Source organism: Pseudomonas sp. DF5, from assembly GCF_058148225.1.
The window spans coordinates 1-15,978 of sequence record NZ_JBYVYM010000041.1 but is presented as its reverse complement, the minus strand read 5'-3'; the positions used below and the strand labels follow the sequence as shown (position 1 = coordinate 15,978).

Here is a 15,978-nt window from a genome sequence, read left to right as displayed (position 1 = left end):
GTGAAGACTACGGACAAAGTGCTGTTCTGCAATTGATCGACATCAAGATTTGCCGGTGAAAAAAACCGCCCGAAGGCGGTGAAGGAAAAATCGGTGCGAACACTGTGGCGAGGGAGCTTGCTCCCGCTCGGCCGCGAAGCGGTCGCAATTCTGCAAGCTCGATTTGTCTGAATAATCGTAGTGCCTCATTTAGGGTTGCTTCGCAACCCAGCGGGAGCAAGCTCCCTCGCCACAAGTAGTGTGTTTAGCAAACTCTTTCCTTAACAGAACAGCTCAACCGCCGCTCATGTTCATGAACCGCACAATCTGCACCTCGCCTTCGGGGCCGAAGTCGTGGCGCAATGGCTTGCCGCGCAAGGCCTTTTGCACCGCATTGATCAGCGGCTGGTCGTCCAGCGGATAACGCCGCAGCAATCCGCGCAAATCCAGCGCGTCTTCCTGGCCAAGACAGAGCAACAGCTTCCCTTCAACGGTCATCCGCACCCGGTTGCAGGTGCCACAGAAATTGTGACTGTTGGGTGAGATGAAACCGATCCGAGTCTCGGGATGGCGCTCCAGACGAACATAGCGCGCCGGTCCGCCGCTGTTTTCCGTACTGTCGAGCAACCGATGTTGAGCGGCTATCGATGCCCGCACTTCATCGCTGGAACAAAACGATTCACCCCGTGACCTGCCGACATCGCCCAACGGCATTTCTTCGATGAAACTGATATCGATACGCTGATCGATGGCGTACTGCACCAACGCCGGAACTTCATCGAAGTTGCGCCCTTTCATCACCACGCAGTTGAGTTTGATCCGATCGAACCCCGCATCCCGCGCCGCTTCAATGCCACCCAGCACCTGATCGAGATCGCCGTTGCGGGTGATTGCGCGAAACTTCTGCCCGTCCAGACTATCGAGGCTGATGTTCATCCGCTTGACGCCTGCCTCCGCCAATGGCCGGGCCAGACGGCCCAGTTGCGAGCCGTTGCTGGTCATCACCAGTTCGCGCAAACCGGGCAGCGCGGCGATGTTGCGGCACAGTTCGACAATGCCCGGACGAATCAGCGGCTCACCGCCGGTGAGGCGGATTTTGCGGACGCCCAACCCGACGAACAACGTTGCCAGGCGCTGCAATTCCTCCAACGTCAGGACCTGCTGACGCGGCAGGAACGTCATGTTTTTCGCCATGCAATACACACAACGAAAATCACAACGGTCCGTCACCGACATCCGCAGATAATCGATCTGCCGTCCAAAACCATCCTGCATGACAGCGTTCATCACATCTCCCGGTTTGTCTCGAAGCTCACTGCACCAGCGGTGAGTCGGCGCCCTGCAAGTGGATGCCACGAATATCCGCCGCTCCGATCAGGGTTTGCAGGTACTGCACCAGCGCTTTTTGCCAGACGCCTTGCTGCAACTGCGTGCGGATCGCCGTCGACACCACTTCATAGGGCAACGGCATGCCTTCAATCCGCTGATCGACACTCACCACATGCCAGCCGTAGCGACTTTCCAGCGGTTTGCTGGCCAGGCCCGGTGCCAGGGTGAACAACTGACGCTCCAGTTCAGGCACGGTCTGGCCCTTGCTGATCTGCCCCAGAGAACCGCCTTGGGCCTTCGACGGGCAGGCCGAATACTTCACCGCCAGCTCAGCGAAACTGCCGGGAAAATCCGCCAGCCGCTGCAACAGGATTTCGGCCTGGACATGCGCAAGGGCGCGGGCCTCGGCGTCGTCCGGCGCGCATTCGAGCAGGATGTGCCGCACCGCCAGCAATGGCGCGCTATGAAAACGTCCACGATTGTTTTCGTAGTAGCGAAGACTGGTTTCTTCATCGCACTGCGGCACATGCACTTCTCGCTCGAGCAACAAACGCGTCGCTGCTTCTTCTTCGTTCTCACCGGCGCCGATCTCCAGCGACAAGCCGAGCTCGGCAATGCGCTGCTGCAACAACTCGCGGATCACCAGCGCCCTGGCGGCCAGATAGACCGCCTCTTCACGGCTTTCGGCCGGGTGATATTGCAGCTCCTGGGCCATTGCCTCAGGCGCGATCGACACCCCGTTGACGCTGATGATCGGCCACTCCTGTTCGCTGCTGGCGATCAACTGCGCCGGGGCGTCCTCGGCCGCCGCCGGCTCGACCGGCAGTGCTTCAAACTGCGCGATATCGACAACTTCCGGCGCCGAAAGCTCTGCATTTTTAGAAGAACCGCAGCCACCGCTGCCGCCGTTACCGCCGCCACATCCACATCCACCTGACATGATGTTCTCCTCAGACTTTCTGCCGAACGATTTGATAACGACGCCCCAGGTACCAGATCGGTGCACTGACGATGTGTACGAGACGGGTGAAGGGGAACAACACGAACAGGGTCAAGCCGAGAAACACATGCAGCTTGTAGGTCAGCCCAACCGGCGCAATGGACGCCGCCGCTTCCATCGGCCGCAACAGCACGGTGTTCTGCGCCCAGTCGGCGAGCATCACCATCACCGAGCCGTCCATGTGCGCGGTGGACGCTGCAATCGTCAGCAAACCGAGCAGCAACTGCACCAGCAGCACCAGCAGAATCAGAATGTCCGAAGCGCTAGAGGCGGCGCGAACCCGTGGATCGGTGAGCCGCCGGTTGACCAGCATCAGCAAGCCGATCAAGCACAACAGGCCGAAGAGCCCGCCAGACACCATCGCCAGCAACTGCTTGTTCTCGGTGCTGATCACATGGTGATAAACCGATGCAGGCGTCAGCAGGCCGACGAAATGCCCGGCCAGTACAAACAGCACACCGATGTGAAAGAGGTTGCTCGCCATGCGCATGCCGCGCTGGTTGAGCATCTGGCTGGAGCCAGCCTTCCAGGTGTACTGCGACAGATCGAAACGGGCCCAACTGCCAATCAGGCAAATCGCCAAAGCGACATAGGGATAGATCCCGAACAACAACAGGTTCCATTTAGACATTGCCTACCTCCTTGGCTGGCACGGTGGCCAACCCTTCATGCTGAAAATCCACCCAGTGCAACGGCACCGCGCTTTCTTCCCGGGCCTTGCCCGGGGCGCCAGGCAACGAACTGCAACGGTCCTGCTGTTCGGCCTGGAGAAAGTCCACCGCCTCCTCTTCCCAGATCTTGTCGAGGGCTTCGAGGGAGTCGTCGCGCGGTTCCGCTGCCACCTGCGCCCGCAGGTCGGCCACCGCTTGATGGGGCTCGGCCCCGGCAATTTGCAGCAACGCCCGGAAGCAGCTGGCATAGGCGCTTTCGCGCTCTTCCAGACGAGCCGCGAGCAAGGCCAGCAAGTGCGAAACATCCGCCAGGCCCTCGCGGGCCTCGAGGTCTTCGCGGGTGGAGAGAAACTCCAGGTACAGCGGGATATAGTCCGGCAGCTCCTTGACGCCGATGGCAAAACCGGCGGCTTCGTATTGCGCCATCATGTCGACCATCGCCTGACCACGATCGCGGGATTCGCCATGGACATGCTCAAACAGCAGCAGCGACAGTGAGCGCCCCCGGCCGAACAGCGCACCGTAGTGCTCCTGCCCGTCCATCAGGTCATTGGCGCAGATCAGCTCCAGCAACTCGAACAACGCACCACGTTGCTTGGGGCTGATTTCCCGTGACTGGATGATCGCCTGCTCCAGTTCGTCGCGCCCGCCAATCAGCGTCTCGGTCGGATAGTCGAGCAGCAGCGAAATCACTTTGAGAATTTGCATGCTCACTCCTCCCACAACTGGACGGTTTTCAGGACGTCGCGGCGGTTGGCTTTCTTCGCACCGAACATGTTGGTGTCGGAGCTGCCGCTGCAGCCGCTGCCGAAACTGAAGCCGCAACCGGAGCGCTCGGCAAAGGCGTCGCTCATGGCGTCTTCACGGTGGGCACTCGGTACCACAAAGCGGTCTTCATAGTTGGCAATCGCCAGGTAGCGATACATCTCTTCGACCTGGGCCACGCTCAAGCCGACGTCCTTCAACACTTGCAGGTCCTGAACGCCATCGACTTGCTCGGAACGCTTGTAGGCGCGCATCGCCAGCAAGCGTTTAAGTGCGCGCTTGACCGGTTTTTCATCGCCCGCTGTCAGCAGGTTCGCCAGGTACTTCAGCGGAATACGCAGGCTGTCGACATCCGGGATCACCCCGTTCATGCCTACGGTGCCGGCGGTAGCGGCGTTCTGGATCGGCGACAGCGGCGGCACGTACCAGACCATCGGCAAGGTGCGGTATTCCGGGTGCAGCGGCAGTGCGAGTTTCCAGTCCACGGCCATTTTGTAGACCGGCGAACGCTGGGCGGAATCAATCACCGACTGCGGTACGCCATCGGCCAGGGCCTGGCGAATCACTGCCGGGTCATTCGGATCGAGGAAGATCTCCAGTTGTTTCTCGTACAGGTCTTGCTCATTGGCGGTGCTCGCCACTTCGCTGATGCGGTCGGCGTCATACAGCAGCACACCGAGGTAACGGATACGCCCGACACAGGTTTCGGCGCAAACAGTCGGCATCCCGGCTTCGATACGCGGGTAGCAGAAGATGCACTTCTCGGATTTGCCGCTTTTCCAGTTGAAATAGATCTTCTTGTACGGGCAGCCGCTGATGCACATCCGCCAGCCACGGCATTTTTCCTGGTCGATCAGCACAATGCCGTCTTCTTCGCGCTTGTAGATCGCCCCGCTCGGGCACGACGCCGCGCACGCCGGGTTGAGGCAGTGCTCGCACAGGCGCGGCAAATACATCATGAAGGTGTTTTCGTATTCGCCGTAAATGTCCGCCTGGATCTTGTCGAAGTTCTTGTCCTTGCGGCGCTTGGCGAACTCGGTACCGAGGATTTCTTCCCAGTTCGGGCCCCACTCGATTTTTTCCATGCGCTTGCCGGAGATCAGCGAACGCGGGCGCGCGGTGGGCTGATGCTCGCCCAGCGGCGCGGTATGCAGGTGCTGGTAATCGAAGTCGAACGGTTCGTAGTAATCGTCGAGGCTCGGCAGGTCCGGGTTGGCGAAAATATTCGCCAATACGCGGAATTTACCGCCGATGCGCGGGTTGATCGTGCCGTTGGCATTGCGGATCCAGCCGCCCTTCCACTTGTCCTGGTTTTCCCATTCTTTCGGGTAACCGATACCGGGTTTCGATTCGACGTTGTTGAACCATGCGTATTCCATGCCTTCGCGGCTGGTCCAGACGTTCTTGCAGGTGATCGAACAGGTGTGGCAACCGATGCACTTGTCCAGGTTCAGAACCATGCCGATTTGTGAGCGAATCTTCATCTCAGTTCTCCTCGATATCAGTCGGCAGAGGACGCGGCAGGTCATCGCCGTTTGAGCCATCGAGCCAGTCGACTTTGGCCATCTTGCGTACCACGACGAATTCGTCGCGGTTGCAACCGACCGTGCCGTAATAGTTGAAACCGTAGGCTTGCTGCGCATAGCCACCGATCATGTGGGTCGGTTTGAGCACCACGCGGGTGACCGAGTTATGGTGGCCGCCACGGGTCTTGGTGGTTTCCGAACCGGGCACGTTCACGATCCGTTCCTGGGCGTGGTACATAATCACCATGCCGTCCTTGACCCGCTGGCTGACCACCGCTCGTGCGGTCAGCGCGCCGTTGGCGTTGAAGCATTCGATCCAGTCGTTGTCTTCAATGCCGGCGCTTTTCGCGTCGTTCTCCGAGAGCCAGACAATCGGCCCGCCGCGGCTGAGGGTCAGCATCAACAGGTTGTCGCTGTAAGTGCTGTGGATGCCCCATTTCTGGTGCGGAGTAATCCAGTTCAGGACGATTTCGGTCTCGCCGTTGCTGCGCTTGCCTTTCACCCCTTCAATGGTGCGGGTGTTGACCGGCGGGCGGTAACTCATCAGTTGCTCGCCGAACGCCTGCATCCACGGGTGATCCTGGTAGAACTGCTGGCGACCGGTGACGGTGCGCCATGGGATGGCTTCGTGAACGTTGGTGTAGCCCGCGTTGTAGCTGACGTGATCGTCTTCGAGACCCGACCAGGTAGGGCTGGAAATGATCTTGCGCGGCTGCGCCTGAATATCGCGGAAACGAATCGCCTCGTGAGCCTTGGACAACGCCAGGTGGCTGTGGTCGATGCCGGTGAATTCCGACAGCGCAGCCCAGGCCTTGACCGCCACATGGCCGTTGGTTTCCGGGGCCAGGGACAGGATCACTTCTGCGGCATCGATGGCCGTGTCGATTTTCGGCCGACCCTGACTGATACCGGCAGCGGTTTCGTGATGGTTGAGCTCGCCGAGGAATTTCACTTCCTTGTCGGTGTTCCAGTTGATGCCCTTGCCGCCGTTGCCGTGTTTCTCCAGCAAGGGACCCAGCGAAGTGAACTGCTTGTAGATGTTGGTGTAATCACGCTCTACCACTTGCAGGTTCGGCGCGTTCTTGCCCGGCACCGGGGCCACGCCGGCGGTTTTCCAGTCGGTGCCGCCAAACGGTTGGGCCAGTTCGCCCACGCTGTCGTGCATCAACGGCACGGTCACCAGGTCCTTCTCGACGCCCAGGTGCCCTTCGGACATGGCGGAAAATGCCTTGGCGATGCCTTTGTAGATCTCCCAGTCGGAACGCGATTCCCACGCTGGGTCGATCGCAGCCGACAACGGGTGAATGAACGGGTGCATGTCCGAGGTGTTCATGTCGTCCTTTTCGTACCAGGTCGCGGTCGGCAAGACGATGTCGGAATAGACGCAGGTCGAGGACATGCGGAAATCCAGCGTGGTGACCAGATCGAGCTTGCCGATGGCGCCCTCGTCCACCCATTCGGCTTCTTCGGGCTTGCAATCGCCGACCTGACCGATGTCTTCGTTCATCACCCCGTTCTTGGTGCCCAGCAAGTACTTGAGCATGTACTCGTGGCCCTTGCCCGAGGAGCCCAGCAGGTTGGAACGCCAGATGAACATGTTGCGCGGGAAGTTCACCGGGCTGTCCGGCTGTTCGCAGGCAAAACGCAGCGAACCGTCCTGCCACGACTTGACCACGTAGTCTTTGGGGTCCATGCCGGCGGCAGCGGCATCGCGGCAAATATTCAACGGGTTGGTGTTGAGTTGCGGAGCGCTTGGCAACCAGCCGGCGCGTTCGGCGCGGATGTTGTAGTCCAGCGCATGTTCGGGGAATTGCGACTTGTCGGCCAATGGCGAGAGCACATCGTGCATGCTCATCTTCTCGTGGCGCCATTGCGAGCTGTGGGCGTAGAAGAAGCTGGTGCCATTCATCTGGCGTGGCGGACGGTTCCAGTCCAGGCCGAATGCCAGGGGCAGCCAGCCACATTGCGGACGCAGTTTTTCCTGACCGACATAGTGCGCCCAACCGCCACCGGTCTGGCCGACACACCCGCAGAGCATGAGCATGTTGATCAGCCCGCGGTAGTTCATGTCCATGTGGTACCAGTGGTTCATCGCCGCGCCGACGATGATCATCGAGCGACCACGGGTCTTGTCGGCGTTGTCGGCGAACTCGCGGGCGATCTGGATGGCTTTCTCGCGGCTGACGCCGGTGATCTTCTCCTGCCAGGCCGGGGTGCCGGGTACGCTTGCGTCGTTGTAGTCCTTGGCGACGTTAGCGCCACCCAGGCCACGATCGATCGCCAGATTGGCCGCCGACAGGTCGAATACGGTCGCAACTTTGGCCACGCTGCCGTCCGCCAGCACCACGTTGTGCACCGGCACACGGCGGTATTGCACGGCATCACCCGCCACATGCTGGAAGTACTCGTGGGACTCGCCGGCAAAATACGGGAACGCCACTTCGGCGACGTCATCGCCGATCAGGCTCAGCTTCAAATCGATCTCGCGGCCTTCACCGCCTTCACGAGGCAAAATGTTCCACTTGCCCTTCTCACCCCAGCGATAACCGATGGAGCCTTGCGGGGAAACCAGTTCACCGCTGGCATCCAGCGCGATGGTTTTCCATTCCGGGTTGTTTTCCTGGCCGAGGTTGTCGGTAAGGTCCGAGGCGCGCAAGAAACGGTCCGGCTGGTAACCGGCGCCCGGTGCCTTGTCGACCATTTGCTTGAGCAGTACCAGCACCGGCAAGTCGGTGTAGCGTTTGGCGTATTCGGTGAAATAGGCGCTCGGCTTGTCCAGGTGGAATTCTTTGAAGATCACATGGTTGAACGCCTGGGCCAGCGCCGCGTCGGTACCCTGTTTAGGGTTGAGCCACAGGTCGGTGAGCTTGGCGACTTCCGAGTAGTCCGGGGTGATCGCCACGGTCTTGGTGCCCTTGTAGCGAACTTCGGTGAAGAAGTGCGCGTCGGGGGTACGGGTCTGCGGAACGTTGGAGCCCCAGGCAATGATGTAGTTGGAGTTGTACCAGTCGGCCGATTCCGGCACGTCGGTTTGCTCGCCCCAGACCATCGGCGAGGCTGGAGGCAAGTCGCAGTACCAGTCGTAGAAGCTCAGGCAAGCGCCACCGATCAGCGACAGATAACGCGCGCCGGCGGCGTAGCTGACCATCGACATCGCAGGGATTGGCGAGAAGCCGACGACCCGGTCGGGGCCGTACGTCTTGATGGTGTAGACGTTGGACGCGGCGATGATCTCGTTGACTTCCTCCCAGTTGGAGCGAATGAAGCCCCCCATGCCGCGCTTGCTTTTATAGGAGTCGGCCTTGGCCTTGTTCTCGACAATGCTGGCCCAGGCTTCCACCGGCGCCATGGTCTGCCGCGCCTCGCGCCAGAGCTTGAGCAACGGCTTGCGGATTTTCGGGTACTTGAGGCGGTTGGCGCTGTAGATGTACCAGCTGTAACTGGCGCCACGCGGGCAACCGCGGGGTTCGTGGTTAGGCAAATCGTTGCGGGTGCGCGGGTAATCGGTCTGCTGGGTTTCCCAGGTGATCAGGCCGTTCTTGACGTAGATTTTCCACGAGCAGGAGCCGGTGCAGTTCACCCCGTGGGTGGAACGCACGATCTTGTCGTACTGCCAGCGCGAACGGTAGACGTTCTCCCAGTCGCGAGACTCTTTGCGAGTCTCTCCATGACCATCGGAAAACTCGTTTTGCTTGCGATTGAAAAACCGCAGTTGATCCAGTAAATGACTCACGGTGTGTCCTCTCAGGCTTGCTGCGGGGTTCTGTGCCCCGCCCACGCAATGGTTGGATTCGGGTCGGATTAGCAGGGGGTTGCGGCGCCTTTGCGCGCGTACCACCACCAGGTCACGACGATGCAGCTCAGGTAAAAGCCGACGAACATGTAGAAAGCCATCTCAGGGCCGCCGGTTTGGGCCATCGAAGTGCCGAAGGATTTGGGAATGAAGAACGCACCGAAGGCGCCCATGGCCGAACTGAAGCCCAGGACGGCGGCCGATTCCTTGCCGGCATCCTTGAGCGCCTGTTCGCGCACGGCTGGCGATTTCCCGGTCGAGGCTTTTTCGTGCTGGGTGCGGAAGATCACCGGGATCATCCGGAAGGTGGAGCCGTTGCCCACGCCAGTGGTGATGAACAGCAGCATGAACAGGCCAAGGAAGCCGTAGAAGCTGCCGCCCGCGCCGTTCTGCGGCAAGAAGTGCATCACGCCGAAGACCATCGCGATCATCGCCACGAAGTTCCACAGGGTCACTTTCGCGCCGCCGAGCTTGTCCGCCAGCCAGCCGCCCAATGGCCGTACCAACGCACCGACCAATGGGCCAAGGAAGGCGAATTTCAAGGCGATGACATCCGGAAAGGAGGTTTTGATCAGCAGCGGAAACGCGGCGGAAAAGCCAATGAACGAACCGAAGGTCGCCAGGTACAACCAGCACATCAGCCAGTTGTGTTTGCGCTTGAAGATCACTGCCTGCTCGCTGAACGAGGCCCGGGCGCTGGACAAGTCATTCATGCCGAACCAGGCCAACACTGTCACCAGGACAATAAATGGCACCCAGATGAACCCGGCGTTCTGCAGCCACAACTGACCGCCGTCCGGCAACGCTTGCGAGGAGCCGCCCATGAAGCCGAACACACCGAAGGTAATCACCAGCGGCACACAGAACTGCATGACCGAAACGCCCAGGTTGCCCAGTCCGGCATTGAGGCCCAGGGCTGTGCCCTGCTGGGACTTGGGATAGAAGAAGCTGATGTTGGACATGCTCGAGGCGAAGTTGCCGCCACCGAAACCGCAGAGCAAGGCAATCAACACGAACACGCTGTAGGAGGTGCTCGGGTCCTGCACGGCGAAGCCCATCCAGATCGATGGCAACAGCAACGACGCGGTGCTCAGGGCAGTCCAGCGCCGGCCACCGAAGATCGGCACCATAAAGGAATAGAAGACCCGCAAGGTCGCACCGGACAGCCCCGGCAATGCCGCCAGCCAGAACAGTTGGTCGGTGGTGAAGCTGAAGCCGATGGCGTTCAACCGCACAATCACCGTGCTCCAGACCATCCATACCGCAAAGGCCAACAACAGCGCAGGAATGGAAATCCACAAATTGCGAGTGGCGGTCTGTTTGCCGCTACTTCCCCAGAACGCGGGGTCCTCGGGGCGCCAGTCATGAATGACCGGGCCTTTATCAGGCGTTTGCAGAACGGACATGTTCTTCTCCTTGGGCAATGCTGGAAATCGGGGACGGAATCAGCAGCGGCTCTTTACCAAGCACCGGGCTTTTGCGTATTTCGCTGAAGTACATCCAGGTGAGGGAGACCCAGACCACGCCGTACATCAACATGAAGCAGGAAGAGCGCACGCCGGTGAGGTCCACCAGGGCGCCGAACAGGATCGGCAGCACAAAACCGCCCAAGCCACCCGCCAGGCCGACGATGCCGGACACCGCACCCATGTTTTTCGGGTAGTCATTGGCGATGTACTTGAAGACCGAGGCCTTGCCGAATGCGAAGGCGATGCCCATGACAAACAGCAGCACGGTGAACAGCGCGGGGCTCAGGCCAATGTGGAAATCCAGCGGACCATCGATGGTCTGCACTTGCAGTTGGGTCTGGGGATACGAGAGCAGGAACAGGCAGATCCAGCTGACCCACAACACCCACCAGGTCACGCTTTGCGCCCCCCAGCGATCCGACATCCAGCCGCCGACGGCGCGCAGTACGCCGCCAGGCAGGGAGAAACAGGCCGCCAGCAGCGCCGCGCTTTGCAGGCTGAAACCGTATTCCTGTACGTAGTACTTGGTCATCCACAGGGCCAGGGCGACGTAGCCGCCGAAGACGATCGAGTAGTACTGGCAATAGCGCCACACCGCAGGATCCTTCAGCGAGCGCAGTTGCTCACGCAAGCTGGCGCCCGTGGCACTGCGATGGCCCTTGTTTTCTGAGGTCAGGAACCAGAACAGCAGCGCAGTGATAAACAAGATCGCACTGAAGACTTTCGGCACCAGCTGCCAGCTGCCGGCGGCGATCAGCGCCGGGGCCAGGAACTTGGTCACCGCCGACCCGGCGTTACCGGCGCCGAAGATGCCCATGGCGAAGCCCTGGTTCTCCTTGTCGAACCATTTGGCGACGTAGGCAATCCCCACGGAAAACGAGCCACCGGCCAGGCCGACGAACAAACCCAGTACCAGGAACTGCCAGTAGGCGGTGGCGTGACTGATCAAGTACAGCGGCGTGACGCAGGTCAGCATCAGCAGGAAAAACACGCTGCGCCCGCCAAAGCGGTCGGTCAGCAAACCCAGCGGCAAACGCACCAGCGAGCCGGTCAGCACCGGGGTCGCGGCCAGCAGGCCGAATTGGGTTTCGTTGAGCTGGAGCAATTCCTTGATCGGCACGCCGAGCACGGCAAACATCATCCAGACCATGAAGCACACAGTGAAGGCCAGCGTGCTCATGCCCAGCACCAAGCCTTGTCGTACACGCGGTTGGGTCACAATGCTCTCCCGTCAATTAGCCATGGCGGCAGACTAGAGAGGCAAACCCCGCAAAAACTTGACCCAGGTCAACGATGCCCATGTGGGCCTAAGCCTATGCTTAGCCCGCCTACCTCCAAGGAGGTAGTGCTAGAAAACCTTGAAAACCTTTATTTATCAGCTTGTTAAGGGTTTCAACCCACGCTTTTGCCGACAAGGAACTGTCGACAACTCTTTAGAGGTAGCTCGCCCAGGAACGGCGGCAAAACCCCACGCTGGAACGTGCATGCTCTGTTTTCTTATCGCTTTCCCGGACCTGCGCCGATGATCCGCTGGTTGCGCAGCTCCCTGCCCGCTCGCGCCGGGCTGGCGGTGATCCTGATCGCCGTGCTGGCGCTCGCCAGTTCATTGAGCGCCGGGCTGATCGCCTGGTTCAGCCAGGGCGATGCCGCTGCCATCAACACCGCAGGCTCGGTGCGTATGGAGACCTATCACCTGAGCTGGAAACTCGCCGCTGGCGCCACCGGCGAAGAAGTCGCAAGCATCATCGACAGCCTGCAATACCGCTTGAACAGCCACTCACTCAAGGCAGTATTGGAAGATGGCCCGACCACCGCCCTGCAAATCAGTTACGGGCAAATCCAGCAACGCTGGAGCGAGGATTTGCGTCCGGCCCTGGATCGCGGCGATGCAGCGGCCTTTCAAGCCCTGGCCCTGCCCTTCGTTGAGCAACTGAACCAGTTCGTCGATCTGTTGCAGCGCCAAAGCGAACAAAAGCAAGGCTGGCAACAGGCGATCCAGGGTCTGGCCCTGTTCACCACCATGATCGTCCTGCTGCTCGGGCTCTACGAACTGCAGTACGGCGTTGTCACCCCTTTGAAAGAGTTGGTGGATGCAACCCAGCGCTTTCGTCGCGGCGACTTCAAGGTGCGGGTCAACCATCAGTCCGAGGATGAGCTGGGCCAGTTGGCCATGAGTTTCAACACCATGGCCGAGACGATCGAAGAGTCGCATCGCACCCTGGAAAGTCAGGTCCAGCAAAAAACCCTGAACCTGCAACAAGCCAATGCCGCCCTGGAGCTTCTGTATCAAAGCAGCCGAAGCCTGGCCACACGCCTGGCCAATGCCGAAGGCCTGGATGAGTTGATTCGGCGCTTCCAGCAACGCCTGCCCGGCTTGCGCCTGTCGCTGTGCCTGCAAGGGCAGATGCAGGCACCGGCCCAGCAGCTGCTCGCCCTGCATGGCGCGAACATCCGGGAAGTCTGTGCCAGCAGCGACTGCGCCACGTGCCAGAGACACCCTAAAACCAACCCGCAAATCTTCAGCATCAGCAACCAGGGCAGTGAACTGGGTGAGCTCAAGGCGCACTTTGTCGACGGGCACCCCATGCAAGCCTGGGAAACCCAACTGATCCAGGCCCTGGCCAATCTGATCGGCACCTCGCTCTCGCTCAAGCGCCAACGGGAACAGGATCATCGCCTGCTGCTGCTCGAAGAACGCACGATCATCGCCCGCGAGCTGCACGATTCACTGGCCCAGGCCCTGTCCTACATGAAGCTGCAAGTCAGCCGCATGCAAACCCTGATGCGCCGGGGCGAACCGGTCCAGACCCTGGAAACCGTCACCAGCGAATTGCGCGAGGGACTGAACAATGCCTATCGCCAGTTGCGCGAGTTGCTGACCACGTTTCGCTTGCAGATTCACGACGCGGGACTGGTCCAGGAACTCAAGGACACGGCCGAGGAGTTTTCCCGTCGCGGAGAATTCCAGGTGCACCTGCACGTCGACACGCTGGCCTTCCAGCTATCGGCCAGCGAACAAATCCACATTTTGCAGATCACCCGCGAGGCGCTCTCCAACTGCCTGCGCCACGCCCATGCGCAAAACGCCTGGCTGCAACTGCGCCAGGATGGCGAGACCGTCAGGTTGTCGGTCGAAGACGACGGGCGTGGGTTCAGTGGCAATGTCGACCAGCGCGAACACCACGGCCTGAACATCATGGATGAGCGGGCTCGCAGCTTGCGCGGCCAACTGCAGATATTTTCCAGGGAGCCCCAAGGCACCCGTGTCCAACTGGAATTCCACCCGGAGTTTCTCGGGCAGCAAACAGAAGGTAGCACCACATGACCCCGTCCCCACAACACAAAATCCTGCTGGTAGACGATCACCCGATGATGCGTCACGGCATTCGCCAGATGCTCGAACTCGAAGATGATTTCCTGATCGTCGGCGAAGCCAGCCAGGGTGAAGAAGCACTCAGTCTCATTGAGCCGCTTCAGCCGGACCTGGTTTTGCTCGACAACAACATGCCGCAAATGAATGGCATCGAAACCCTGCGCCGGCTACGAGCCATGCACTACACCGGCAAAGTCCTGCTGTTTACGGTGTCGGACGCCGAAGACGATATTCGCGATGCACTGCGCCTGGATGCCGACGGCTATCTGCTCAAGGACATGGAGCCCGAACTGTTGATTCAGTACATCCGCGATGCCCTGAACGGCGCGCTGGTGATCAGCCCGGGACTGACCCAAGTCATGGCGCAAGCGCTGCGTGCTCCTGCGCGTCAGGCCGTGGTGGAACTCACCGAGCGCGAACGCCAGGTGTTGAAGACCATCGCCAGCGGCTTCAGCAACAAGGTCATCGGGCACAAGCTGGGCATCACCGAAGGCACGGTCAAGGTTCACGTCAAGAACCTGTTGCACAAACTCGGCTTGCGTTCGCGAGTCGAGGCGGCGGTGTGGGCCATGGAACATCTGCGCAACGCCGGCTGACGGGTATTCCTCTTTGGAGGTAGGCCTGCAGAGGCATAGGTCATCGAGCCTACGCTCTCTACTATGGTCGTCAGCGGAGGTACGCCATGCTGACTCACCCTTCCATCGTTTTAACGTTGCGCCGTCATCATCTGTTCAGCCAACTGCCGGAGAAAGTCTTCGAGGAAGTCTGCAGCCTGGCCATGCTCAAACGCCTGAGTTGTCACAGTACGCTCATGCATCAAGGGGATCCGGCCAGGCGCTTTTTCCTGCTGGTCAGCGGCCAGGTCAAGTTGTACCGGCTCACCGGTGAAGGCCAGGAGAACCTGGTGGAGATCATTCAGCCCGGCCAGACTTTTGCCGAAGCCTTGCTGTTCAGCCAGGCTCGTCTGTATCCGGTGAGCGCCACCGCGCTGAAGGACAGCGTGCTGGTGAGCATCGACGGCAACCATTACCGCAATGCCCTGGAGGACCAGCCGAAAGTCTGCCTGGCCATCCTGGCGAGCATGAGCGTTCACCTGCACCTGCGTCTGCGCGACATCGATACCTTGACCATGGCCAGTGCGAGCCGTCGGGTGATCAATTTCCTGTTCCAGGAACGCCACCCGGTGACCGGCCAGATTGTCTTGCAGATGTCCAAACGCCTGGTGGCGTCGAAGCTGGGAATTCAGCCGGAAACCTTTTCGCGGATACTGCATCGCCTGGTGGAAAGCGGCCTGATTGCCATGGAACGACGCCACATCAGCATCCTCGCTGAAGAGGAACTGGCCGCTTTCCAATAGCCGGAATTGACCGTTATCAAGGCGCCCTGCCACACCTCTTGCACACTGACAGAGCCCATCCACGGAGAATGCAAATGCCCCGTTCAACCCTGCCTTTGGTTTACTCCTGCTCAGGCTGCTCCAACGTCGCCCAACTGGCCAACACCCTGGCCGTGCGCCTGGATCGCAGTGGTCTCGCTGAAATGTCCTGCATCGTTGGTGTCGGCGGGCATGTGGCAGCGCTGGTCAACAAAGCGCGCTCGGGGCGCCGGATCTTCGCGCTGGACGGCTGCCCGCTGCAATGTGTTGAAAACAGCCTCAAGCAGCATGGCCTGCATGCTGATGTGCACCTGATTCTCAGCCATTACGGGCTGCGCAAACGCTATGGCGAGGACTGCACACAGGCGCAGAGTGATGAGTTGTTTGAAGGGATCAGGCGGTTGATTGCCAGTGATGCCCGGCAGCACGGAAGCCGCCAGTAAACGATTAATGCTGTTCACTTAAGCAATTTCAGCCGCGACGCATTCTTTGTAGCAGCTGCCGAAGGCTGCGTTCGGCGGCGAAGCCGTCGTCAAACCAGTGATTGCGGCGTGTCAGGCAGACCGCACTAGCCGGATTCACGACGGCTTCGCCGCCGAACGCAGCCTCGCAGGCTCGACAGCTGCTACAGATCGCATTACGGCTTAAGTGAACAGCATTACAGTAAACGATGGCCTGAGGGCCAACGAAAATCCAAC

The 15,978-nt window shown here is 60.1% G+C and carries 12 protein-coding genes and 1 pseudogene; 4 read left to right on the top strand and 9 right to left on the bottom strand.

Features of this window, described 5'->3' with window-relative positions; genetic code table 11:
* Window positions 1-273: 273 nt before the first annotated feature.
* The 8 genes from moaA to AC30D7_RS27235 form a co-directional block, all read right to left on the bottom strand.
* The gene (moaA, locus tag AC30D7_RS27270) at window positions 274-1,266 is read right to left on the bottom strand and encodes a GTP 3',8-cyclase MoaA (RefSeq protein WP_490136145.1); all 993 of its coding nucleotides are present in this window, start codon (window positions 1,264-1,266) and stop codon (window positions 274-276) included.
* Window positions 1,267-1,291: 25 nt separating this feature from the next.
* Window positions 1,292-2,248, bottom strand: coding sequence for a peptidylprolyl isomerase (locus AC30D7_RS27265; RefSeq protein ID WP_490136144.1), 957 nt, complete (start codon window positions 2,246-2,248; stop codon window positions 1,292-1,294).
* A gap of 10 nt (window positions 2,249-2,258) precedes the next feature.
* A complete protein-coding gene (gene narI / locus AC30D7_RS27260) occupies window positions 2,259-2,939 on the bottom strand; it encodes a respiratory nitrate reductase subunit gamma (RefSeq protein WP_490136143.1) in 681 nt (226 codons plus the stop codon).
* Window positions 2,932-3,687: a nitrate reductase molybdenum cofactor assembly chaperone gene (narJ, locus tag AC30D7_RS27255; RefSeq protein WP_018927812.1), complete on the bottom strand. Its 756-nt coding sequence runs from the start codon at window positions 3,685-3,687 to the stop codon at window positions 2,932-2,934. The genes narI and narJ overlap by 8 nt, the downstream gene beginning before the upstream one ends.
* A 2-nt stretch (window positions 3,688-3,689) precedes the next feature.
* A complete protein-coding gene (gene narH, locus AC30D7_RS27250; RefSeq protein WP_018927811.1) occupies window positions 3,690-5,228 on the bottom strand; it encodes a nitrate reductase subunit beta in 1,539 nt (512 codons plus the stop codon).
* A gap of 1 nt (window position 5,229) precedes the next feature.
* Window positions 5,230-9,003 (bottom strand): nitrate reductase subunit alpha, encoded by a 3,774-nt coding sequence (locus AC30D7_RS27245; protein ID WP_490136142.1) that lies wholly within the window; start codon window positions 9,001-9,003, stop codon window positions 5,230-5,232.
* 68 nt (window positions 9,004-9,071) lie between these two features.
* Complete coding sequence (locus AC30D7_RS27240; protein WP_490136141.1) at window positions 9,072-10,469, bottom strand: NarK family nitrate/nitrite MFS transporter; 1,398 nt, start codon at window positions 10,467-10,469, stop codon at window positions 9,072-9,074.
* Window positions 10,447-11,751: an MFS transporter gene (locus tag AC30D7_RS27235; RefSeq protein WP_111454556.1), complete on the bottom strand. Its 1,305-nt coding sequence runs from the start codon at window positions 11,749-11,751 to the stop codon at window positions 10,447-10,449. The genes AC30D7_RS27240 and AC30D7_RS27235 overlap by 23 nt, the downstream gene beginning before the upstream one ends.
* 303 nt (window positions 11,752-12,054) lie before the next feature.
* On the opposite strand from AC30D7_RS27235, the gene AC30D7_RS27230 reads away from it, so the two are divergent.
* From AC30D7_RS27230 to AC30D7_RS27215, 4 genes are all read left to right on the top strand, one after another.
* The gene (locus AC30D7_RS27230) at window positions 12,055-13,857 is read left to right on the top strand and encodes a HAMP domain-containing protein (protein ID WP_490136140.1); all 1,803 of its coding nucleotides are present in this window, start codon (window positions 12,055-12,057) and stop codon (window positions 13,855-13,857) included.
* On the top strand, window positions 13,854-14,501 hold the full coding sequence (gene narL, locus AC30D7_RS27225; protein ID WP_018927806.1) for a two-component system response regulator NarL: 648 nt from the start codon (window positions 13,854-13,856) through the stop codon (window positions 14,499-14,501). Before AC30D7_RS27230 ends, narL begins: the two co-directional genes overlap by 4 nt.
* An 86-nt stretch (window positions 14,502-14,587) precedes the next feature.
* Window positions 14,588-15,262 (top strand): Crp/Fnr family transcriptional regulator, encoded by a 675-nt coding sequence (locus tag AC30D7_RS27220; RefSeq protein ID WP_019649064.1) that lies wholly within the window; start codon window positions 14,588-14,590, stop codon window positions 15,260-15,262.
* 74 nt (window positions 15,263-15,336) lie between these two features.
* Entirely contained in the window at window positions 15,337-15,723 is a 387-nt protein-coding gene (locus AC30D7_RS27215; RefSeq protein WP_204125096.1) for a putative zinc-binding protein, read from the top strand.
* Between the two features lie 28 nt (window positions 15,724-15,751).
* Here the strand turns inward: AC30D7_RS27215 and AC30D7_RS27210 are convergent.
* Window positions 15,752-15,978 (bottom strand): annotated as a pseudogene (locus AC30D7_RS27210) (hypothetical protein); the annotation flags it as partial.